Origin of the sequence: Cupriavidus pauculus (genome assembly GCF_008801835.1) — a bacterium.
In the GTDB taxonomy this organism is placed as follows: Bacteria; Pseudomonadota; Gammaproteobacteria; order Burkholderiales; family Burkholderiaceae; genus Cupriavidus; species Cupriavidus pauculus.
This window is the reverse complement of sequence record NZ_VZOW01000010.1, coordinates 67,575-90,598: the sequence shown is the minus strand read 5'-3', so window position 1 is coordinate 90,598 and position 23,024 is coordinate 67,575. Positions and strand designations below refer to the sequence as shown.

At 64.0% G+C, this 23,024-nt stretch carries 21 protein-coding genes; 2 read left to right on the top strand and 19 right to left on the bottom strand.

Annotated features, from left to right (window positions below):
- Positions 1-34 precede the first annotated feature (34 nt).
- The 15 genes from hisB to F7R19_RS13070 all read right to left on the bottom strand — a co-directional run bounded on the left by hisB (position 35) and on the right by F7R19_RS13070 (position 13,095).
- Complete coding sequence (gene hisB, locus F7R19_RS13140) at positions 35-622, bottom strand: imidazoleglycerol-phosphate dehydratase HisB (protein WP_061956453.1); 588 nt, start codon at positions 620-622, stop codon at positions 35-37.
- Positions 623-629: 7 nt separating this feature from the next.
- Complete coding sequence (hisC, locus tag F7R19_RS13135) at positions 630-1,730, bottom strand: histidinol-phosphate transaminase (RefSeq protein ID WP_150980926.1); 1,101 nt, start codon at positions 1,728-1,730, stop codon at positions 630-632.
- A gap of 125 nt (positions 1,731-1,855) precedes the next feature.
- Entirely contained in the window at positions 1,856-3,190 is a 1,335-nt protein-coding gene (gene hisD, locus F7R19_RS13130; RefSeq protein WP_061956457.1) for a histidinol dehydrogenase, read from the bottom strand.
- Positions 3,191-3,234: 44 nt separating this feature from the next.
- Positions 3,235-3,909: an ATP phosphoribosyltransferase gene (hisG, locus tag F7R19_RS13125; RefSeq protein ID WP_061956459.1), complete on the bottom strand. Its 675-nt coding sequence runs from the start codon at positions 3,907-3,909 to the stop codon at positions 3,235-3,237.
- 38 nt (positions 3,910-3,947) lie between these two features.
- Complete coding sequence (gene murA, locus F7R19_RS13120) at positions 3,948-5,198, bottom strand: UDP-N-acetylglucosamine 1-carboxyvinyltransferase (RefSeq protein WP_061956461.1); 1,251 nt, start codon at positions 5,196-5,198, stop codon at positions 3,948-3,950.
- Between the two features lie 64 nt (positions 5,199-5,262).
- Positions 5,263-5,511 carry a BolA family protein gene (locus tag F7R19_RS13115; protein ID WP_061956463.1) on the bottom strand — a complete coding sequence of 83 codons (249 nt, stop codon included), beginning with the start codon at positions 5,509-5,511 and terminating at the stop codon, positions 5,263-5,265.
- A 34-nt stretch (positions 5,512-5,545) separates the two neighbouring features.
- On the bottom strand, positions 5,546-6,382 hold the full coding sequence (locus F7R19_RS13110; protein ID WP_150980925.1) for an ABC transporter permease: 837 nt from the start codon (positions 6,380-6,382) through the stop codon (positions 5,546-5,548).
- Complete coding sequence (locus tag F7R19_RS13105) at positions 6,379-7,329, bottom strand: ABC transporter ATP-binding protein (RefSeq protein WP_061956467.1); 951 nt, start codon at positions 7,327-7,329, stop codon at positions 6,379-6,381. Before F7R19_RS13105 ends, F7R19_RS13110 begins: the two co-directional genes overlap by 4 nt.
- 253 nt (positions 7,330-7,582) lie before the next feature.
- The gene (locus F7R19_RS13100; protein WP_061956469.1) at positions 7,583-7,882 is read right to left on the bottom strand and encodes an STAS domain-containing protein; all 300 of its coding nucleotides are present in this window, start codon (positions 7,880-7,882) and stop codon (positions 7,583-7,585) included.
- Positions 7,883-8,008: 126 nt separating this feature from the next.
- Positions 8,009-8,632: an MlaC/ttg2D family ABC transporter substrate-binding protein gene (locus F7R19_RS13095; RefSeq protein WP_061956582.1), complete on the bottom strand. Its 624-nt coding sequence runs from the start codon at positions 8,630-8,632 to the stop codon at positions 8,009-8,011.
- Between the two features lie 225 nt (positions 8,633-8,857).
- Positions 8,858-9,628, bottom strand: coding sequence for an MlaA family lipoprotein (locus F7R19_RS13090; RefSeq protein WP_061956471.1), 771 nt, complete (start codon positions 9,626-9,628; stop codon positions 8,858-8,860).
- Complete coding sequence (gene mlaD / locus F7R19_RS13085; protein ID WP_061956473.1) at positions 9,625-10,194, bottom strand: outer membrane lipid asymmetry maintenance protein MlaD; 570 nt, start codon at positions 10,192-10,194, stop codon at positions 9,625-9,627. The genes F7R19_RS13090 and mlaD overlap by 4 nt, the downstream gene beginning before the upstream one ends.
- Before the next feature lie 38 nt (positions 10,195-10,232).
- On the bottom strand, positions 10,233-11,009 hold the full coding sequence (mlaE, locus tag F7R19_RS13080) for a lipid asymmetry maintenance ABC transporter permease subunit MlaE (protein ID WP_061956475.1): 777 nt from the start codon (positions 11,007-11,009) through the stop codon (positions 10,233-10,235).
- Positions 11,006-11,857, bottom strand: a complete 852-nt coding sequence (locus F7R19_RS13075) for an ABC transporter ATP-binding protein (protein ID WP_061956477.1) — start codon at positions 11,855-11,857, stop codon at positions 11,006-11,008. Before F7R19_RS13075 ends, mlaE begins: the two co-directional genes overlap by 4 nt.
- 149 nt (positions 11,858-12,006) lie before the next feature.
- Positions 12,007-13,095, bottom strand: a complete 1,089-nt coding sequence (locus F7R19_RS13070; protein ID WP_061956479.1) for a Bug family tripartite tricarboxylate transporter substrate binding protein — start codon at positions 13,093-13,095, stop codon at positions 12,007-12,009.
- Between the two features lie 172 nt (positions 13,096-13,267).
- On the opposite strand from F7R19_RS13070, the gene F7R19_RS13065 reads away from it, so the two are divergent.
- Positions 13,268-13,792: a GNAT family N-acetyltransferase gene (locus F7R19_RS13065; protein ID WP_150980924.1), complete on the top strand. Its 525-nt coding sequence runs from the start codon at positions 13,268-13,270 to the stop codon at positions 13,790-13,792.
- 216 nt (positions 13,793-14,008) lie between these two features.
- Positions 14,009-14,344 (top strand): DUF1493 family protein, encoded by a 336-nt coding sequence (locus F7R19_RS13060; protein WP_170292590.1) that lies wholly within the window; start codon positions 14,009-14,011, stop codon positions 14,342-14,344.
- A gap of 78 nt (positions 14,345-14,422) precedes the next feature.
- Here F7R19_RS13060 and F7R19_RS13055 read toward each other — a convergent pair whose 3' ends face one another.
- The 4 genes from F7R19_RS13055 to F7R19_RS13040 form a co-directional block, all read right to left on the bottom strand.
- Positions 14,423-15,889, bottom strand: coding sequence for a glutamate synthase subunit beta (locus tag F7R19_RS13055; RefSeq protein ID WP_061956485.1), 1,467 nt, complete (start codon positions 15,887-15,889; stop codon positions 14,423-14,425).
- Positions 15,890-16,002: 113 nt separating this feature from the next.
- Positions 16,003-20,670, bottom strand: coding sequence for a glutamate synthase-related protein (locus tag F7R19_RS13050; protein ID WP_223505922.1), 4,668 nt, complete (start codon positions 20,668-20,670; stop codon positions 16,003-16,005).
- 390 nt (positions 20,671-21,060) lie between these two features.
- On the bottom strand, positions 21,061-21,798 hold the full coding sequence (locus tag F7R19_RS13045; protein ID WP_150980922.1) for a transposase: 738 nt from the start codon (positions 21,796-21,798) through the stop codon (positions 21,061-21,063).
- Between the two features lie 57 nt (positions 21,799-21,855).
- Positions 21,856-23,013, bottom strand: a complete 1,158-nt coding sequence (locus F7R19_RS13040) for a deoxyguanosinetriphosphate triphosphohydrolase (protein WP_061956491.1) — start codon at positions 23,011-23,013, stop codon at positions 21,856-21,858.
- Positions 23,014-23,024: the final 11 nt, after the last annotated feature.

Genomic DNA, 23,024 nt, shown 5'->3' with positions numbered 1-23,024 from the left:
AATGGTGCCGCAGGTCAGTGTGGACGAGTATCGCTCAGAGAGACCCCTTGGTCGACGGAATCTGATTACCCGCGCGCGGATCCATTTCCACCGCCATGCGCAGCGCGCGGCCAAAGGCCTTGAACACCGTTTCGCATTGATGATGGGCATTGATGCCACGCAGATTGTCGATATGGAGCGTCACACCCGCATGATTGACGAAGCCGCGGAAGAATTCGATCGTCAGGTCGACATCGAAGCTGCCAACGCGCGCGCGCGTAAAAGGCACGTGAAACTCCAGGCCCGGACGGCCCGAAAAATCGATCACGACGCGCGACAGGCATTCGTCGAGCGGCACGTAGCTATGCCCGTAGCGGGTAATGCCTTTCTTGTCGCCGATGGCGCGCGCCACGGCCTGCCCCAACGTGATACCGACGTCTTCCACCGTATGGTGATCGTCGATATGCGTGTCGCCGGTGGCTTCGACTTCGAGGTCGAACATGCCATGGCGGGCAATCTGGTCCAGCATGTGGTCGAGGAACGGCACGCCGGACGCCAGCTTCTGGCGACCGGTGCCGTCGAGATTCAGCGAAACGCGGATCTGCGTTTCCGAAGTATTGCGGGTGACCTCTGCAACACGCATGGTGGGGTTAATCCTGCAATGAAGCGTTAAAGGCTTCAAGAAACTGCGCGTTTTCTTCGGGGGTGCTGACCGTCACGCGCAGACAGTTGGCCAGCAATGCGTGCATTTTACTCACGTTCTTGATCAATACCTTCCGCGCCAGCAAACGGTCGAACGTCTGTGCCGCATCCGGCACGCGTACCAGCAGGAAATTCGCGGCGCTCGGAAACACCGTTACGCCCGGTGCGGCGGCCATCGCCGCGGCCAGCCTGGAGCGCTCGGCGCGCAATTGCGCCGCCTGGTCGTCAAGCACATCGACATGCTCGAGCGCGAACAAGGCGGTTGCCTCGGTCAGCACGTTGACGTTGTACGGCGGGCGCACCTTGTCGAGTTGCGACAGCCATTCGGGCGCGCCGGCCACATAACCGAGGCGAATACCGGCCAGGCCCAGCTTGGACACCGTGCGCATCACCAGCAGATTTCCGAATTCGGTCAGGCGCGGCATCCAGCTTTCCTGCGCGAACGGCTGATACGCCTCGTCCACTACCACCAGGCTGCGGCAGACTTCGCCCTGCGCGGCGCGCACGATCGCTTCCATGTCGGCCGCGTCGAACAGGTTGCCGGTCGGATTGTTCGGATAAGCCAGATAGATGATCGCGGGCTGGTGCTCGGCCATCGCCTGCAGCATCGCCGCACGGTCGAGCGAAAAATCGACGCTCAGCGGCACACCCACGAATTCGAGGCCGGCAAATTGCGCCGACATCGCGTACATGACAAAACCGGGCACGGGCGCCAGCACTTTCGCACCGGGCCGCGCTGCAGCCAACGCCAGGATGCTGATGATCTCGTCCGAACCGTTACCGAGCAGCACATCCATCCCGGCGGGCACCTGCATCACCGACTTCAGGCGTGCGCGCAATGCCTCGCTGCTGGGAACGGGATAACGATTAAGTGCGACTTCGCCAAGCCGGGCGGCCAGTTGCGCGCGCAGTTCGGGAGGCAGCCGGTACGGATTCTCCATCGCGTCGAGCTTCACCAGTCCATGCGAATCGGCCACGTGGTAAGCGCCCATGGCGCGTACGTCGTCACGGATGATGCGTTCGATCAGAGATGGGTCTACGACTGGCATGAATGGTCCTTACTGTTTTCGCGATACAAGATGCAACTCGATGACGCGGCGGCGCGTCGATGACAGCCGCACGCGCCGCCGCTACCCGCCGACGTCGCGGGTGGCGGACGACATCAAACGTTCGCCTAACGCTTGAAGCGGTATTCGGCACTGCGGGCATGGGCCTGCAGCCCTTCGCCATATGCCAGTTCGGCGGCAATCTGGCCCAGCATCTGCGCGCCGCCCTCGCTGACTTCAATCAGGCTCGAACGCTTCTGGAAGTCATACACGCCCAGCGGCGACGAGAAACGCGCGGTGCGGGACGTCGGGAGAACGTGATTCGGGCCCGCGCAATAGTCGCCCAGCGATTCGCTGGTGTAGCGACCCAGGAAAATGGCACCGGCGTGGCGGATCCGCTCGCTCCACTGGCGCGGATTTTCCGCGGAAATCTCGAGATGCTCGGGCGCGATCGCATTCGCGATCTCGCAAGCCTCGTCCATGTCGCGCACCTTGATCAGCGCGCCGCGGCCGGACAGCGAGGCCGCAATGACTTCGCGGCGCGGCATCGTAGGCAACTGGCGCTGGATGCTTTCTTCCACGCGGGCGAGATATCCCGCGTCGGGGCACAACAGGATCGACTGCGCCAGCTCGTCGTGCTCCGCTTGCGAGAACAGGTCCATCGCGACCCAATCCGGGTCGGTCGTGCCATCGCAGATCACCAGGATCTCGGACGGCCCGGCGATCATGTCGATGCCGACCGTGCCGAACACGCGACGCTTTGCGGCGGCCACATAGGCATTGCCCGGACCAACGATCTTGTCGACTTGCGGCAGCGTCGCCGTGCCATACGCCAGCGCACCCACCGCCTGCGCGCCGCCGATCGTGAACACGCGATCGACGCCGGCGATCTGCGCGGCGGCCAGCACCAATTCGTTACGCACGCCGCCGGGCGTGGGCACGACCATGATCACTTCCTTGACGCCCGCCACGCGCGCCGGGATCGCGTTCATCAGCACCGAAGACGGATACGCGGCCTTGCCGCCCGGCACGTACAGGCCGACGCGGTCCAGCGGCGTCACCTTCTGGCCCAGCATCGTGCCGTCGGCCTCGGTGTATTCCCAGCTATGACTGCCGCATTCGATCTTCTGCTTCTCGTGATAAGCGCGCACGCGCGCAGCAGCGGCTTCCAGCGCGGCGCGGCGCTTGGGCTCCAGCTCCTCGAGCGCGGCATCGAGCTGCGCCTGCGTGAGTTCCAGCGCGCCCATCGAGGCGGCCTCCACGCGGTCGAATCGTCGCGTGTATTCCAGCACGGCGTCGTCGCCGCGCTTGCGCACGTCGGCCAGGATATCGGCCGCGGCACGATCGATCGCCTCGTCTTCCGATGCCTCGAAGGCCAGCACCTGACGCAGCGCATCGGCAAAACCCGGCTCGGCCGAGTCCAGCCGGCGGATCGACAGGTTGTCCATATCGGTTTCGTTCATGACTACGTTTCCTCGCGGGTCCCCGGTCTTTTCGTGTGACTACCTCAGGCGAGTGCCGCCGAGGCCCGTTCAAATGCATCGAGAATTGGCGCCAGCCGCTCGCGCTTGAGCTTGAGCGCGGCCTGGTTGACCACCAGTCGCGACGAGATCTGCGCGATTTCTTCCACCTCGACAAGATTGTTGGCGCGCAACGTGCCGCCCGTGCTGACCAGATCGACGATCGCGTCGGACAGGCCGACCAGCGGTCCCAGTTCCATCGATCCGTACAGCTTGATCAGGTCGACGTGCACGCCCTTCTTGGCGAAATGTTCACGCGCGGTTTGCACGTACTTGGTTGCCACCGCCAGGCGCGCGCCCTGGCGCACAGCATTCACATAATCGAAACCCGCGGGCACGGCCACCGACATCCGGCAGCGCGCGATGTTCAGGTCGATCGGCGCATACAGCCCCGTCATGCCGTGCTCCATCAGCACATCCTTGCCGGCCACGCCAAAATCGGCGGCGCCGTATTGCACGTAGGTCGGCACGTCGGACGCGCGCACGATGATCACGCGCACGGCCGGATCTGACGTCGGCAGAATCAGCTTGCGCGAGGTCTCCGGATCCTCGGTCACATGGATGCCGGCGGCGGCCAGCAGCGGCATGGTTTCGGTAAAGATGCGGCCCTTGGACAGCGCCAGCGTCAGCTGGTCGGGCGATGCATTGAAGGCGGGGCTCATAGATGGCTCTGTGCGGATTCGGGGCGACGGTGTCGGGCTTAGCTGATGCGGCGGATCTTGGCGCCGACGGCCGACAACTTGTCTTCCATGCGGTCGTAACCGCGGTCCAGGTGATAGATGCGCTCGATCATGGTTTCGCCTTCGGCCACCAGGCCCGCGATCACCAGGCTCGCCGACGCGCGCAGGTCTGTGGCCATGACATTGGCGCCGGACAGCCGCGGCACGCCGATCACCACGGCCGTGTTGCCCTCTGCCGTGATATTGGCGCCCAGGCGGTTCAGTTCCTGCACGTGCATGAAACGGTTTTCGAAAATCGTTTCGGTGATGCGGGCAGTGCCGTCGGCCACGGCGTTCAGCGTCATGAACTGCGCCTGCATGTCGGTCGGGAATGCAGGGTACTCCGACGTGCGGAAGCTGACCGATTGCGCTCGCCGGGGCATTGCCAGGCGGATCCAGTCGTCGCCGGTTTCCACCGTGGCGCCGGCCTCGCGCAGCTTGATCAGCACCGCATCGAGAATCAGCGGCGGGATGTCGCGCAGCACGATGTCGCCGAGCGTTGCGGCAGCCGCGCACAGGAACGTGCCAGCTTCGATGCGGTCGGCCACCACGCGGTGCTCGGCGCCATGCAGACGTTCGACGCCCTGCACCACCAGGCGATCCGTGCCGATGCCGTCGATCTTCGCGCCCATCTTCACCAGCAGCTCGGCCAGGTCGGTGACCTCGGGCTCGCGCGCGGCGTTTTCGAGCACGGTCTCGCCGTCGGCCAGCGTGGCCGCCATCAGCAGGTTTTCCGTGCCGGTCACGGTGATCATGTCCGTCACCACGCGGGCGCCCTTCAGGCGGCTGGCGCGCGCGTGGATGAAGCCATGCTCGATCGTGATCTCGGCGCCCATCGCCTGCAGGCCCTTGATGTGCTGGTCGACCGGGCGCGCGCCGATGCCGCAGCCGCCGGGTAGCGACACGCGCGCCTCACCGAAGCGCGCCACCAGCGGGCCCAGCACCAGGATCGACGCACGCATGGTCTTCACCAGGTCGTACGACGCTTCCGGCGAGTTGATGTCCGCGCCGTTCAGCGTCGCTACGCCGTCGACCATGTCGGCCTGCATGCCCATCTGGCGCAGCAGCTTGAGCATGGTCCGCGTGTCCTGCAGGTCGGGCACGTTGCTGATGGTCACAGTGTCCGCAGTCAGCAGGCCGGCGCACAGGATGGGCAAAGCGGCGTTCTTGGCGCCCGATACGCGGATTTCGCCCTTGAGCGGCCCGTTGCCCTGGATCTGGAATTTGTCCATGTCTTGTCTTGTTAGCCGGACGGGTCACGCCCGGCCGGTCATTGTCGTGATGCGGCGATACCGCTTATTTGCCTGCGTCGGCCTGCCACTCGGCGGGCGTCAATGTCTTCATCGACAACGCATGGATCTCGGCGCGCATGCGGTCGCCCAGGGCTGCATACACGCGCTGGTGACGCTGGATCAGGCGCTTGCCGTCGAATTCCGCGCTGACGATCGTCGCGAAGAAGTGCTGGCCGTCGCCTTCCACTTGCAGATGTTCGCAGGGCAATCCTTGGGCAATGTAGTCCCTGACTTGTTCCGGGGTAGGCAGCATGTCTGTCTCTCTTGAAATCGGTGATTACGGCCGCTCAGTGCCGCAGCTTGTAGCCCTTGCGCAGCAGCCGCAGCGCCAGCGCCGCCAGCACCACGAAGGCCACGACGACCACCGCCAGGCTGTGCAGCGGCGGCACGTCGGATACGCCGAAAAAGCCGTAGCGGAAACCGTCGATCATGTAGAAGAACGGATTGGCGTGCGAGACGGCCTGCCAGAACGGCGGAAGCGAATGGATCGAATAGAACACCCCGGACAGGAACGTCGCCGGCATGATCAGGAAATTCTGGAACGCGGCGAGCTGGTCGAATTTCTCGGCCCAGATCCCGGCGATCAGCCCGAGCGTGCCGAGGATGCAGGCGCCCGCCACGCCGAACACGAGAATCCACAACGGATGCGCGAAATGCAGGTGGGCAAACCACGCCGTCACCAGCAGCACGCCAAGCCCCACGCACAGCCCGCGGACCACCGACGCCACCACGTACGCGCCGAACATCTCCCAGTGCGACAGCGGCGGCAACAGGATAAACACCAGATTGCCCGTGATCTTGGACTGGATCAGCGACGACGAACTGTTGGCGAAAGCGTTCTGCAGCACGCTCATCATCACCAGGCCCGGCACCAGGAACGCGGTGTAGCTGATCTGGTCATAGACGCGCACGCGGTCTTCCAGCACATGGCCGAAGATCAGCAGGTACAGCACGGCGGTCAGCACCGGCGCCGCCACGGTCTGGAAAGACACCTTCCAGAAACGCAGGACTTCCTTGTACAGCAGCGTGCGGAAACCGACCAGGCCACCCACGGCCATCGATTGCAGGCGTTGCTGTTCGAGCTCGCGCTGCTGGGCCACTTCGATATCCACCGGGTTCTTCATGCCGCTGCCTCCATGGCGCTGTTCGGCATGCTGCCGGGCATCTGGCCTTCGCGACGCATGATCTGCACGAACACGTCTTCAAGATCGGCCTTGTTGATTTCCATGTCCTCGATCTCGCAGCCGGCCGCGCGCAAGGCGGCCAGGATCGGCTCGACCGCCTCGTAGCCCGACAGGCGCAGGCGGTGCGCGCGCTCGCCGGGGCTGCTCGGGGTGCGCAGCGCCTCCAGTTCGGCGGGCAGGACGCCGCGCGACAGCGTCAGCACGAGCTGCAATCCGGCAAACTGGTTCAACAGGCTGCTGGTGCGGTCCAGCGCCACCACTTCGCCGAACTTGAGCATCGCGATGCGATCGCACAGCGACTCGGCTTCTTCCAGGTAGTGGGTGGTCAGGATGATCGTGTGCCCCTCGCGATTCAGGCGCGAGATGAACTTCCAGAGCGTCTGGCGCAGTTCCACATCGACGCCGGCGGTCGGCTCGTCGAGCACGATGACCGGCGGACGATGCACCAGCGCCTGCGCCACCAGCACGCGACGCTTCATGCCGCCGGACAGCTGGCGCATGTTGCTGTCGGCCTTGTTGGTGAGATCGAGGTTGGCCATGATCTCGTCGATCCAGTCGTCATTGCGCGTCAGGCCGAAATAGCCGGACTGCAGGCGCAGCGTCTCGCGCACGGTGAAGAACGGATCGAACACCAGTTCCTGCGGCACCACGCCCAGCATGCGGCGCGCCATGCGGTAGTCGTCCACCACATCGTGACCGAGCACGCTGATGCTGCCCGAATCGGCGCGGTTCAGCCCCGCGAGGATCGAGATCAGCGTGGTCTTGCCGGCGCCGTTGGGGCCGAGCAGGCCGAAGAATTCGCCCCGCTCGACGCTGAAACTGACGCCCTTGAGCGCCTGCAGATTGCGGTAGCGCTTGCGGACATCGGTAATTTCGATGGCTTTCATGGCCGAATGTCTGTGACGGGTCCGCGTGAAAAAGCGGCCTCTCTTGGAGTTGGGAGCGCCCTTGGGGTTAGCCGCGCAGCACCTGGCGAATCGTGTCAGGACACTTGGGGGCGACTTGGGGACGAACAACCCGGAATTATAGGGGATGCGGGGGAAGTCCCGCTCCGGACCGGCGCGCGGCGCGGGCCAGGCCCGACGCCGTGGCATCGCATGGCCGCGCGCAAAGGCAAAGCGCACGGCGACGGATGCCGGTTCAATGTCGGTGGTGGTGGGATTCCGGGTAGGCAGCGGCAGGCGTCAGGCCGAGCAGGCCTTCCACGCCGTAGAGGCTCGCCAGCGAGCGCAACTGCGGCGTGACGCCGGCAAGCGCCAGCGCTTGACCGCGTTGCGCCGCGGCACGCTGCCACGCCAGCAGGACTGCCACGGCCGCCGAATCGATCTGCGTCAGCGCGCTGCAGTCCACCGTGACATCGCCCTGCTGCACGCGCGACAACCCGTCGCGCAGCACGGCTGCGGCGTTGCGGTTGGTCAGCGAGGTGCCGAGGGCAGGCATGGGAACGGAGGCGGTGTGCGTGAGATGGAAATAAAAACTCCCGCCCGATGGCGGGAGCGCGTTGGCATTGTAGACCAGATCAGATCGCTTTGCTGCAGTGCAATCGGCATCCGGCCAATTTGCCGATCAGCTCTTGGCGTTGGCCAGCTGACGATTGCGGTCCTGCAGCGTCTTGATGATGCCGTCCACGCCCTGCTGGGTGGCGATCGTATTGAAGCTGCCCTTGTACGCCTCGGTCAGCCACGCGCCCAGCACGTTGATGTCATAGACCTTCCAGCCTTGCGCGGTCTTTTCCAGGCGGTAGTCGAGCTGAATCGGCTCGCCCTTGTTGATCACCTGCGTGCGGATCGTGGCATCGGTATCGTCAGCCGTGCCGCGATATGGGCGGAACTGCACCTGCTGGTCGCGGATCTGCGCAATCGCGCCGGCGTAGGTGCGGATCAGCAGCGTCTTGAATTCGTCGGTGATGACCTTCTGTTGTTCCGGCGAAGCCTTCGACCAATTGCGACCCATCGCGATCTGCGTGGTCTTGGTGAAGTTGGCGTGCGGCAGGATCTTCTGTTCAACCAGTTGGGTGATCTTGCCGACGTTGCCGGCCTGCATGTCCTTGTCGCTCTTGACGGTGGCCATCACATCGCTGACCACGGATTTCACCAGCGCATCGGGCGAGGTGGCGTCGGCCTGCTGCGCCTGCGCGGCGCCCGCGAAGGCGAAAACGGTAAGAAAGGGAAGCAGCAGTCGCTTAAGCATATCGGTTATGTCCTTTTCCATTCCGGGCGATGTCCGAGGCAAGCCCCGCTATCTGGCCCATCCAATACAGCGGCGCGGCGCCAGCATCGGAAAACATTGAAACACAGGCGCCGGCATGACGTGGCATGCCGAGATGAAACAAACGCCACTTTCAAACACTTTGTTTCAGGCCTCACAGCGCGCTCACAGCCGCCGCAAGACCTTGACCAGCTTGCCCAACGGGCCTCAGCCAGCTTTTGGCGCGGCCGGCGGCGCCGCGCCATCGTCCTTCGGATCCTTGGTCGGCGGTGCGTCGTCATCGTCCTGCGACGGCGGATTGCCATCGTGGATCAAGTACTGGCGACGCTGGAGATACGAATCGCGCAGGAAAGCGTACTTGTCCAGCGCCGCCGCTTCGATCAGGTTCGACGCGCCAAGCAGTTGCGCACGACCATCGACGACACGGACCGCGGACAGCGAAAGACCGGCGTACCACGGCGAGATATAGCTGGTCGGGTCCATGAAGCGGTCGACTACCATGCCCGACGCATCGCGCACGCTGCTGGGGCCGAACAGCGGCAGGACCAGGTACGGTCCGGACGGCATGCCCCACACGCCCAGCGTCTGGCCGAAATCCTCCTTGTACTTCGGCAGGCCGGCGGGCGTGGCAATGTCGATCAGCCCGCCGATACCGAGCACGCTGTTGATCGCCACGCGCATCGTATCCTCGGCCGCGCGCGAGGGCTTGCCCTGCAGCAGGTTGTTGGCGGCCGAGTAAACATCGCTGACGTTCGAGAAGAAGTTGCCAACCGCGGTGCGCACCGGCGACGGCACATAGTCCTGATAGCCTTCGGCCACCGGCTTCAGCGCGTATTTATCGAGATTGTCGTTGAACGTCGAGACACCCCGGTTGAACGGCTCCAGCGGATCCGCCGGATTGGCGTTCGGTCCGGTGGCGCAACCGGCCAGGACAAGCGCGGCCCCCGACGCCGCGATCAAGCGAGAGAATGCAATCATTTGTTGCCGCCCATGCCTGGCGCGGCCGGCAATGCGGCCGCCCCCGAACCGGACGTATTCGACGAAGAAGAAGACGAAGATTGGGAAGACGACGCGCCGCCGCTGGCGCCCGCATCGGCCGCCTTGTTATAGAGGAACTGGCCGATCAGGTTTTCCAGCACGACAGCCGATTGCGTCATCGTGATTTTGCTGCCCTGCGCCAGCATCTTGTCGTCGCCGCCGGCTTCCAGGCCGATGTACTGCTCGCCGAGCAAACCCGAAGTCAGGATCTTGGCCGACGTGTCCTTGGGAAACTGATAGCGCTTTTCCAGGTTCAACGTCACCGTGGCCAAGTACTGCTTGTCATCGAAATTGATCGATGCCACGCGGCCGACCACCACACCGGCGCTCTTCACGGGCGCGCGCGGTTTCAGTCCGCCAATATTGTCGAACTGCGCGGTGACGGCATACGTGTCCTGGAACGAGAAGCTGCTCATGTTGCCAGCCTTCAGCGCCAGGAACAGCAGCGCGGCAAAGCCCAACACCACGAACAGCCCCACCCAGTAGTCGAGCGAATTTTTCTTCATGCGAGTCTCTTGTCGAATGCTTGTCGGTAAGGCCGGCCTCAGCTGAACATCAGCGCGGTCAGCAGGAAGTCCAGCCCCAGCACGGCGAGCGAAGCCATCACCACGGTGCGAGTGGTGGCGCGCGACACGCCTTCCGGCGTCGGGTTGGCTTCAAAACCTTGATACAAAGCGATAAACGTCACGGCGATGCCAAAAATGAAGCTCTTGATCACGCCATTGAGGATATCGGCGCGCACGTCGACGCCGCCCTGCATCTGCGACCAGAACGCGCCGGCGTCCACGCCGATCAGTTGCACGCCCACCAGATAGCCACCGAGCACGCCGACCGCGCTGAAGATGGCGGCCAGGATCGGCATGGCGATGACGCCGGCCCAGAAGCGCGGCGCGATCACGCGCTGCAGCGGATTGACCGCCATCATTTCCATTGCGGTGAGTTGTTCGCCCGCCTTCATCAGGCCGATTTCGGCAGTTAGCGACGTGCCGGCGCGGCCCGCAAACAGCAGCGCGGAAACGACCGGTCCCAGCTCGCGCACCAGCGACAGCGCCACCAATAGGCCGAGCGCCTGTTCGGAGCCGTAGCGGTTCAGCGTGTAATAGCCTTGCAGACCCAGCACGAAACCGACGAAAAGCCCCGACACGGCGATGATCACCAGCGACAGGTTGCCGACGAAGAACACTTGGTCGGACACCAGCCGGGAGCGGCGCAACAATGCGGGCGACAACGCCAGCAGCGCGAAGAACATGCGCGTGGCGCGGCCCAGGCCCGCGACGAACTGGCGCACGGCGGCGCCGATAGTGGTGAAGAAGCCGGTCAACGCGCGCCTCCGGCAAGAAAATCGTCGGCCAGCGACGGGGCGGCATAGTGAAACGGCACCGGGCCATCGGCCTGCGCGTGGACGAACTGCCGCACGAACGGATCGCTCGACGCGCGCAGGTCCTCGGGCGCGCCTGCGGCGGCAATTCCGCCGTTTGCAATGAAATAGACGTAGTCGGCGATCTGGAACGTCTCCTGCACGTCATGCGAGACGATGATCGTCGTGGCGCCCAGCGCGTCGTTGAGATCGCGGATCAGTTTCGCGGTCAGACCGAGCGAAATCGGATCGAGTCCGGCGAATGGTTCGTCGTACATCAGCAGCGCGGGATCGAGCGCGATCGCCCGCGCCAGCGCGACCCGCCGCGCCATGCCGCCCGAAATCTGTGCGGGCATCAGGTTGCGCGCGCCGCGCAGCCCCACCGCGTTGAGCTTCATCAGCACCAGGTCGCGAATCATCGATTCGGGCAGGTCGGTGTGCTCGCGCAACGGAAACGCCACATTGTCGAAGACCGACAGATCGGTGAACAGCGCGCCGAACTGGAACAGCATGCCCATCTGGCGGCGGACCGCATAGAGGTCCTTCTGGCCCATCGCGTCGATATCCGCGCCGTTGAATGTGACGCTGCCGCGCTGCGGACGCACCATGCCGCCGATCAGGCGCATCACGGTGGTCTTGCCGCAACCCGAGCCACCCATGACCGCGACTACCTTCCCGCGCGGAAAACGCATGGAAAGCCCGCTAAGAATGGGCTTATCGCCGGGCGCGTATGCAAAATCTACATCCGCAAGCTCGACGACATTCGGGCCGGTAAAAAGCTGGCCAGACGGATTCGGCACGATAGCGGTCACTTGGGGGGCGGGATTTGGATGGACGGCCATTATAAGGGCTACCACCTATCCGCTATCGTCCCGTGTGGTGATCTCACCATTGCACCGGCGACAACAATCTGCTCTTGCAGCGAGTCCCAGGCCGGACATACCGCCGGTCGCACTGATAGTCAGGGTTCGGCGCGCGGCCCGGCCTGGCGCAGAATGACCTGCCATTGCACGGATTCCGAGCGAATCGCCGTCGCAAAGGCTTCCGGGGAATCGCGCACCGGCGAGAGCCCCGCCGCAAGTAACTGCGCGCGCACATCTCGTTCGTTGGTCACACTGTCCAGCTCATTGGCCAGTCGCGCAATGATGGCGCGCGGGGTCTTGGCGGGGGCCATGACGCCGTACCAGGCAAGGGCGCCATATCCCTCCATGCCCGATTCCTGCAGCGTCGGCGCGCTGGGCACCACGGGCGACCGCATCGGCCCCGTCACACCGAGAATTTTCAGCGCGCCCGAGCGGACATGGGACTGGACCGAGCTCCACGAACAGAAACAGGCGCTGATGCGGCCCGCCAGCATTTCCTGCACGACAGCGCTTTCGCCCTTGGCGGTGACCAGCGGCACGCTGTTGGGAATACCGCGCACGGCATATTCGGCATACAGATGCGAAGGGCTGCCGGGCTGGCCATAACCGTAGCTGTAGGACGCCGGGCTTGAACGGACCGCCGTGACCCATTGCTGCACGGTTGTCATCGGCAGATGCCCGTCGATCACAAGAAAGAGCGGGGTCGCCGCGACGCGGGCCACTGGTGTGAAGTCGCGGATCACGTCGTACGGCACCGGTTCGAGACCGGGCTGAATCAGCATATTGGCCTGGTGAAACAGCAGCGTATGTCCGTCCGAATTGGCTTTGGCGACCATATCGCCGGCCATCGTGCCTGCCGAGCCGGGCCGGTTGTCGACCTCGACGGGCACGCCAAGCCGCACCGCGAGACGCTCGGCCAGCAGCCGCGCGACGGCGTCGGCCACGCCTCCAGCCGGGAATGGAACGATCATGCGCAAGGCGCGCGCGGGGAACGTCACGGAACGGCCCGCCATTTCGGCCCGGCTAACAGGCGGAATGCTGGCGAGCTGGGCAAAGGCGGGAGGTTGCGCCAGGGCTGTTGCCGAACTCGCCACGCAGGCCATCGACACACTGAGCCACCGAGCGGCGAGCATGGGCAAATTCGCTTTACCTCGCCAAAGACGCATGCATTTGCGCACTTCGGACATCAATTTCCTCCGGACCGCGGCACACGTCCGCAGCACCACATCGGCTGAAAGGGATTCGAGGCAGTTTCTTCGTTATCTTTTGGAGAAATTGTAGGGACAATACGAGAGCGGGCACAGACCGCGTAAACGCTCTCCGGGAGGACCCGGATGTGAGCGTTCGTATAATCACGGGATGTCCGAAATCATCGTGCGCCTCATGCAAGAGGCCGATTTGCCTGCCGTGCTCGCGGTCCAGGCGCAGTGCTATGGCAATGGTCTGATCGAAACCCGGCAGGCGCTGGCAAGCCGGCTACGCCTGTCGCCCGCCACCTGCTGGGTGGCTGCCCTGCCCGAAGGCCGACTGGCCGCCTACCTGTTCACCCACGCCTGGCCGGAGGCCACGCTCCCGGCGCTCGACGGCGTGCTCGCGCGCGACTGGCCACCCGCCACTCCCCTGACCTGGTTCGTCCACGACATGGCCGTGGCGCCGGCCGGCCAAGGCACCGGCCTGGCCGCCCGCCTATACGCCACCGCCGAACAGTCGGCCCGCGCACTTGGCCTGACCTCGTCACGCCTGATCGCCGTACAATCGGCCGCCACCTGGTGGCGCAGGATCGGGTACGCCCCGCTCACCGCACACGAAGCCGCTCCCCACGCCCACAAACTGGCCGCCTACGGCGCCGACGCCATCCTCATGGAGCGTAGATTCGGCGGTTGACGGGAGGCTGACAGGTTGAGTGACCAAACATCTCGCCCGGTATTTGACGTGCAGCAAGTCCGACCGGGAACTCGCTGAAGTCCGATTTCTTCACCGGCGGCATGGCGACACGGTTTCCCGCTCAATAGAGTTAGAGCTATGTATGGGCAACACCTATCGCTATGGCATCCACGAAAGTCTTTCGCCCGGAGAATTACTTCTGGACAAGGTCTTCTCATGACAGACGCTACGCTTGCGACACTTACCGCTTTTATTCGACAAAGCACTGGCCTTCCGGAAGGCAGACGCATTTCCCGCACCGACAGCCTTGAACGCGACCTGGACCTAACGGGCGACGAAGCCTTTGAATTCATGGAGAAATTACTCGAGCACTTTGGCATCGATCGTGGCGACTACGCGTTTCAGCGTTACTTCTGCGCGGAGGGCTTCAATCTGCTCGAGATCCTCGCCATGCCGTTCTCGCGGAAAACTCGTCAAAAGTACGAGAGGCTGCCACTGACCATCGGCATGCTGGAGCGGGCAATCGAGGCGGGGGTATGGGAAACGCCATAGGACCCTGATCTACCGTGTCCCAAAACAAAAAGCCCGCCCGGAGAACCCCGTGCGGGCTTTTTTACCTACAACGCGCGATCAGCGCGGCAGCTCGGAGTGTCCCATCAGGAACGTGTCGACCGAACGGGCGGCCTGGCGACCTTCGCGGATCGCCCAGACCACCAGCGACTGGCCGCGACGCACGTCGCCGGCGGCAAACACCTTCGGCACGTTGGTGTAGTACGCACGGTCGCCATCGGTCGACGCCTTGGCGTTCTTGCGCGCATCGGTGTCCACGCCAAACGCATCGAGCACCGAACCCACCGGGTTGGTGAAGCCCATCGCCAGCAGCACCAGGTCTGCCGGCAGCACGAACTCGCTGCCCGGCACTTCCTGCATCTTGCCGTCCTTCCACTCCACGCGGCATGCCTTCAGCGCGGTGACCTTGCCGTTTTCGCCGATGAATTCCTTGGTGGCGATCGACCAGTCGCGCGAGCAGCCCTCGTCGTGCGACGACGACGTGCGCAGCTTGATCGGCCAGTACGGCCAGACCAGCGGCTTGTTCTCTTCTTCGGGCGGTTGCGGCAGCAGTTCGAATTGCGTCACCGATGCGGCACCGTGACGGTTCGACGTGCCCACGCAATCGGAACCCGTGTCGCCGCCGCCGATCACGATCACGTGCTTGCCGTCGGCGCGGATTTCGTTGATGCCGTCGCCGGCCACTTCCTTGTTCTGCGGGATCAGCATTTCCAGCGCGTAGTGCACGCCGGCCAGATCGCGCCCCGGCACCGGCAGGTCGCGCGGCACTTCGGCGCCGCCGGCCAGCACCACGGCGTCGAACTGTTCCATCAGCGCCTGGGCCGAGACCGTTTCACGCGCGTAGTTCTTGATGCCGGCCGGCAGCTTGTCGCCATCGGTCACCATCACTCCCGGGCGGAACGTCACGCCTTCGGCCTGCATCTGTTCAATGCGGCGGTCGATCAGGCCCTTCTCCATCTTGAAGTCGGGAATGCCATAGCGCAGTAGGCCGCCGATGCGATCGTTCTTTTCGAACACGGTCACGTCGTGACCGGCGCGCGCCAGTTGCTGCGCCGCAGCCATGCCCGCGGGACCGGAGCCCACTACGGCGACCGTCTTGCCCGTCTTGTGCTTGGGCACCTGCGGCTCCACCCAACCCTCTTCCCAAGCCTTGTCGATGATCGCGTGCTCGATCGACTTGATGCCGACCGGCAGTTCATTGATGCCCAGCGTGCACGCCGCCTCGCACGGCGCCGGGCAGATGCGGCCCGTGAACTCGGGGAAATTGTTGGTCTGGTGCAGGACTTCGATGGCCGACTTCCAGTCCTGGCGATACACCAAGTCGTTAAAGTCGGGAATGATGTTGTTGACGGGGCAGCCGTTGTTGCAGAACGGAATCCCGCAATCCATGCAGCGCGCGCCCTGGATCTTCGCTTCGCTGTCCGACAGTGCGAAGACGAATTCCTTGTAGTGCTTCACGCGCTTGACTACGGGTTCGTAGCCTTCGTTCTGGCGCGGAAATTCGAGAAAGCCAGTCGCCTTACCCATGTTGCATCCTTGGTCTTGCTTGGCGCGAGGCGGCCGTGCCGGCCTCGCGTGGGGTCAGTATCTTGTTGGCGCCGCGGCACGGGCCGCGGCGCCTCTCGTCGTGTGGCTGCCGGTCAGGCGGCTACCGGTTCGCGATCGTTGTCGCGGGCAGCCTGTTCCTTGGCGTACATTTCGCCCAGCGCGCGCTTGTACTCGGTCGGGAAGACCTTGACGAACTTGCGGCGTGCCGTGGTCCAGTCGGCCAGCAATGCCTTGGCGCGCTCCGAACCAGTGTGGCGGAAGTGCTGTTCGATCAGATCGCGCAGGATGACTTCGTCGAGCTGACGCTTGCCGCCGATCTTGTGCCATTGCGCTTCCGGCTGACCCTTCTGCTGGTCGGCCGAAGCCAGCACGGCTTCCAGCGCCACCATCGACGTATTGCAGCGACGGTCGAACAGGCCATCCTCGTCATACACGTAGGCCACGCCGCCCGACATGCCCGCCGCGAAGTTGCGGCCGGTGCTGCCCAGCACCACCACGGTGCCGCCCGTCATGTATTCGCAACCGTGGTCGCCGGTGCCTTCCACCACGGCCGTGGCGCCCGAATTACGCACCGCGAAACGCTCGCCGGCCACGCCGTTGAAGAACGCCTCGCCCGCGATTGCGCCGTACAGTACGGTATTGCCGACGATAATGTTGCGCGTCGGATCGCCGCGGAATTCATGCGGCGCGCGCACGATCACTCGGCCGCCCGACAGACCCTTGCCGACGTAGTCGTTGGCGTCGCCCACGAGGTCGATCGTGATGCCGTGCGCCAGGAACGCGCCGAACGACTGGCCGGCCGTGCCCTGGAACTGGATGTGGATCGTGTCGTCCGGCAGGCCCTCATGGCCGTACTGCTTGGCCACCACGCCCGACAGCATCGCGCCGACCGTGCGGTTCACGTTCTTGACCGGCTGGATGAACGACACACGTTCGCCCTTGTCGATCGCCGGACGCGCCTTGGCGATCAGCGTGTGGTCCAGTGCCTTGCCGGCTTCCACCGACAGACCGTGGTCCTGCACGTCGGTGTGGTAGCGCGGCACATCGGCCGGGAACGGCGGCTGGTAGAAGATGCGGCCGAAGTCCAGGCCGCGGGCCTTCCAGTGCTCGATCCCGGCGCGCGTGTCGAGCAGGTCAGCGCGGCCGATCAGTTCGTCAAACGTGCGGATGCCCAGTTGCGCCATGATTTCGCGCGCTTCCTCGGCAACGAAGAAGAAGAAGTTCACCACGTGCTCGGGCTTGCCCTGGAACTTCTTGCGCAGTGCCGGATCCTGCGTCGCCACGCCCACCGGGCAGGTGTTCAGGTGGCACTTGCGCATCATGATGCAGCCTTCGGCCACCAGCGGCGCGGTGGCAAAACCGAACTCGTCGGCGCCCAGCAGCGCGCCGATCACGACGTCGCGGCCGGTCTTCATCTGACCATCGGCCTGCACGCGGATACGGTTGCGCAGACCGTTGAGCATCAGCGTCTGTTGCGTCTCGGCCAGGCCCAGTTCCCACGGCGTGCCGGCGTGCTTGATCGACGACCACGGCGATGCGCCAGTGCCACCGTCATGACCGGCGATCACCACGTGGTCGGCCTTGGCCTTGGCCACTCCGGCTGCCACGGTACCCACGCCCACTTCGGACACCAGCTTGACCGAGATGTCCGACGCCGGGTTCACGTTCTTCAGGTCGTGGATCAGCTGTGCCAGATCTTCGATCGAGTAGATATCGTGGTGCGGCGGCGGCGAAATCAGGCCAACGCCGGGCACCGAATAGCGCAGCTTGCCGATGTAGTCGGACACCTTGTGGCCCGGTAACTGGCCGCCTTCGCCCGGCTTCGCGCCCTGCGCCATCTTGATCTGGATCTGGTCGGCCGATGCCAGGTATTCGGCGCTCACGCCGAAACGGCCCGACGCCACCTGCTTGATCTTCGAGCGCAGCGAATCGCCGTCCTTCAGCTCGAGATCCTTCTCGACGACGTGGTCGCCCAGCACGCTCTTGAACGTATCACCCTGCTTGATGGGGATGCCGCGCAGCTCATTGCGGTAGCGCTTCTCGTCCTCGCCGCCTTCACCGGTGTTGGACTTGCCGCCGATGCGGTTCATCGCCACGGCCAGCGTGGCATGCGCTTCGGTCGAAATCGAACCGAGCGACATGGCGCCCGTGGCAAAGCGCTTGACGATTTCCTTGGCGGGCTCGACTTCGTCCAGCGGAATCGCGCGGGCCGGATCGACCTTGAACTCGAACAGGCCGCGCAGCGTCATGTGGCGGCGGCTCTGGTCGTTGATGATGTTCGCGTATTCCTTGTACGTCTGGTACTGGCCACGGCCGTCGTCGGCGCGCACTGCGTGCTGCAGCTTGGCGACCGAATCCGGGGTCCACATGTGTTCTTCGCCGCGGACACGGTATGCGTACTCACCGCCGGCGTCGAGCATGCTCTGCAGCACCGGGCTGCTGCCAAAGGCATCGCGATGCAGGCGCAGCGCTTCCTCGGCCACCTCGAAGATGCCGATGCCTTCCACGTTCGACGGCGTGCCGTGGAAATACTTTTGCACGAGTTCGCGCGACAGGCCGATGGCTTCGAAAATCTGCGCGCCGGTGTACGACATGTACGTGGAGATGCCCATCTTCGACATCACCTTGAACAGGCCCTTGCCAATCGCCTTGACGAAGTTCTTGACGGCCTTTTCCGGCGACAGGTCGCCCGACAGGCCCGCGGCCATGTCGGCCAGCGTTTCCATCGCCAGGTACGGGTGGACAGCTTCCGCGCCGTAACCCGCCAGCAGCGCGAAGTGATGCACTTCGCGAGCCGAGCCGGTTTCGACCACTAGGCCGGCGGACGTGCGCAGGCCCTTTTCCACCAGATGATGGTGGATGGCCGACGTTGCCAGCAGAGCGGGGATGGCCACGTGGCCGTCGTCGACGCGGCGGTCCGACACGATCAGGATGTTGTAGCCCGAACGCACGGCATCCACGGCCTCGGCGCACAGCGACGCCAGGCGCGCCTCGATGCCTTCCTTGCCCCATGCCACCGGATAGCAGATGTTCAGTTCGTACGAACGGAACTTGCCGCCGGTGTAGTGCTCGATGTTGCGGATCTTGGCGATGTCCTTGAAGTCCAGCACGGGCTGGGCCACTTCAAGACGCATCGGCGGGTTGATGTTGTTCAGTTCCAGCAGGTTCGGCTTGGGGCCGATGAACGACACCAGCGACATCACCATGTTCTCGCGGATCGGGTCGATCGGCGGGTTGGTCACCTGTGCGAACAGCTGCTTGAAGTAGTGATAGAGCGTCTTGTTCTTGGACGAGAGCACGGCCAGCGGCGAATCGTTGCCCATCGAGCCGGTGGCTTCCTCGCCGGCCAGCGCCATCGGCGCCATCAGGAACTTGACGTCCTCCTGGGTGTAGCCGAATGCCTGCTGGCGATCGAGCAGCGGCGACACCGGCTTCTTCTCGGCGGCGACGTCCTCGGGCTTGGCTTCGATCTCGTCGAGCTTGATGCGCACGGCATCGATCCAGCTCTTGTACGGCTTGGCGTTGGCCAGGTTGTCCTTGAGTTCCTTGTCGTCGATGATGCGGCCCTGTTCCATGTCGATCAGGAACATCTTGCCCGGCTGCAGACGCCATTTCTGGACGATGCGCGACTCCGGGAACGGCAGCACGCCGGCTTCCGAGGCCAGCACGACGAAATCGTCCTCGGTGACATAGAAACGGGCCGGACGCAGGCCGTTACGGTCGAGCGTGGCGCCGATCTGACGACCGTCGGTAAAGCAGATCGCGGCGGGGCCGTCCCACGGCTCCATCATCGCGGCGTGGTATTCGTAGAAGGCACGGCGGTTGTCGTCCATCAGTGTGTGCTGTTCCCAGGCTTCCGGGATCATCATCATCATCGCGTGGACGAGCGGGTAGCCGGCCATCGTCAGCAGTTCGAGACAGTTGTCGAACGAAGCCGTGTCCGATTGGCCCGGATAGATCAGCGGCCAGAGCTTGGGCAGGTCGTCGCCAAGCACCGGCGACGAGATCGCGCCGGTACGCGCGTTCACCCAGTTCACGTTGCCCTTGACCGTGTTGATTTCGCCGTTGTGGGCGACCATGCGGTACGGGTGGGCCAGTTCCCAGGCGGGGAACGTGTTGGTCGAGAAGCGTTGGTGCACCAGTGCCAGCGCCGACACCGCGCGCGAATCCTGCAGGTCGCGGTAGTACTCGCCCACCTGGTTGGCCAGCAGCAGGCCCTTGTACACGACCGTGCGCGCCGACATCGACGGCACGAAGTATTCCTTGCCATGCTTGAGCTTAAGCGCCTGGATGGCGTGGCTGGCCGTCTTGCGGATGACGTAGAGCTTACGTTCCAGCGCGTCCGTGGTCATGATGTCGCGACCGCGGCCGATGAAGATCTGGCGGATCACCGGCTCGGTGGTGCGCACGGTCGGCGACATCGGCATGTTGCAATCGACCGGAACATCGCGCCAGCCCAGTACGACCTGGCCTTCCAGGCGCACGGTGCGTTCGAGTTCCTGTTCGCACGCCAGACGCGAGGCATGTTCCTTCGGCAGGAAGATCATGCCGACGCCGTATTCGCCGGCCGGCGGCAGCTTCACGCCCTGCTTGGCCATCTCCTCGCGGTAGAACTGATCCGGAATCTGGATCAGGATGCCCGCGCCGTCGCCCATCAGCGCGTCAGCGCCAACCGCACCCCGGTGATCGAGGTTCTCAAGGATCTTCAGCCCTTGCGAGATGATTTCGTGGGATTTCTTGCCCTTGATATGCGCAACCATGCCGACGCCGCAGGCGTCGTGCTCGTTGGACGGGTCATACAGGCCCTGGGCCTGCGGGCGGGCGGCGAGATCGGTGGGTTGTTGCGAGTGGTCCACGGGCTGAATTCCGGTGAAGGCTGCGAGCCAGCAAGGCAGACCGAACGGGATGACTGTCGCAAAACCTCTCGATGGGCCTGGCTGACAGCGGGACCGCAGCGGCGTACACAGGCGTGACGCGCCGCACAATGACTGTGGGTGCAGCCACTATAAGAGAATCGTCTCGTGCCCGCAAAAATTTTAAATGGGGTCAGAACACATTTCAGATTGCACCAAACAGAATCCAAATTTAATTGGGGACATATTAAAGTCGGGCGAATGTGCCGGTGGAATGCGACACGTTGGTGCGTCGCCTCAGGCGTCCATGTCGGCTGGAGCGGTGCCGGCGTCGTCCACGGCCTCGGCGGCGTGCTTCCGAGGTCGCCCTTTCGGCAGCGGACGGATCCGGCGGGTGGCGTGCCGGGCAAGCTGCGCCAGAAACGCTTCGTCGCCCAAGGGCCAGCCGCTGTGCGCATGCTGGCGCAACGTCTCCAGCGTCTTGCCCGACAAGCCCTCGGCAGTCAGCGCGCGATAGTTGGATTGGCGCTCAAACGGCGTATTTCCCATGTCCCAATATGCAGAGTGATCGCTCACAATCGAGCTTGCCTCGATGCCGGCGTGGTGACGGTAGCTGCTCCAGCGATCGTGCTCGGGCGCGGTCACGTCGCCGGCGCGCATCCCATTACCCTCGACATAAAGCATGGCCGGGAGCAGCCAGGTGTCCGGCTCAATGACAGCGGAGCGGAAACGCCCTTCCCACAACGTTCCCGTTCGATTGGCCACGCGATTGAAATGCCGCGCATAACGACGGCCCACCGCCTGCATCGTCAGACTCAGTGATTCCGGCGTCTTGGGCGTGGCAACGAGGTGGATATGGTTGGGCCGCAGGCCGAACGCGTGGATCGCCAGTTCGTGCTCGCGCGCCGCCATGCGCAGGCAATCGAGGTAATGGAGGTAGTCTTCCGGGCCGAGGAATACCGGCTGGCGGTTGTTGCCGCGCTGCAACACTAGAACGGGCAAACCGGCGGGGGAGAATCGGGGAAGGCGGGCCATCGCGCACTCATCAGCAAGGATGCGCGCATGATATCCCGATCTGTCCCCGTTTATCGCTCAGCCAATGGAATTGCTTTCGCTGACCGCGAAAATGCGGCGGTGTTCGCGAATCGCATAGCGGTCGGTCATGCCGGCGATGTAGTGCGCGATCAGGCGCGGCTGGTCCGCCCCGGGGCCCGCCTGATATTGCGGCGGGAGCAAGCGCGGGTCCTGCATAAACGCACCGAACAGGTCTGAAATAATGCGCTGCGCCTTGGCGGACATCCGCATGACCAGGTAATGCCGGTACAGATGACGGAAAAGGAAACGCTTCAGTGCGGCGGCTTCCTCGTGGATCTTCGGACTGAACGACACCAGCGGGCCAGCCGCGCGTACCGCGTCGATCGATTTGGGATTGGCCGCCGCAATATTGCGCGCGGTGGTTTCTATCAGGTCGATGATCAGCGTGTTGATCATGCGCCGGACCGTCTCATTGATCGCCCGGCGCCCATTGATACCGGGGAACACGGCAGCAACTTCGGCGCGATGCCGGGCCCACATCGGCACCTCGTCGAGCTGTTCCAGTGTCAGCAGGCCGGAACGCAGTCCATCGTCGATATCGTGATTGTTGTACGCGATCTCGTCGGCAAGATTGGCCAGTTGCGCTTCGAGCGAGGGCTGGGTGCCTTCCAGGAAGCGGCGTCCAAGCTCGCCCAGTGCGGCGGCGTTGACGCGCGAGCAATGCTTGAGAATGCCCTCGCGCGTTTCGAACGTCAGGTTCAAGCCATTGAAACCGCCATAACGCTCCTCGAGCTCGTCGACCACCAGCAGGCTCTGCAGATTGTGTTCAAAGCCGCCGTGATTCTTCATGCAGCCATTGAGCGCGTCCTGGCCGGCATGGCCGAACGGCGTATGCCCGAGGTCATGGGCCAGCGAGATGGCTTCGACCAGATCTTCGTTGAGCCGCAGGTTTCGAGCAATCGACCGCGCGATCTGCGCCACTTCCAGGCTATGGGTCAGCCGTGTGCGGAACAGGTCGCCTTCATGGTTCACGAAGACCTGAGTCTTGTATTCGAGCCGGCGAAATGCGGTGCTGTGGATGACGCGGTCACGATCGCGCTGAAATTCACTGCGCGACGACGACGCCGGCTCCGCATGCACCCGGCCGCGCGTTTGCGCGGAGCGTGCGGCGTAGGGCGCGAGATGCGCTTCGAGGTCAGTCACTTGAGTGGTCATGCGGGCAATCC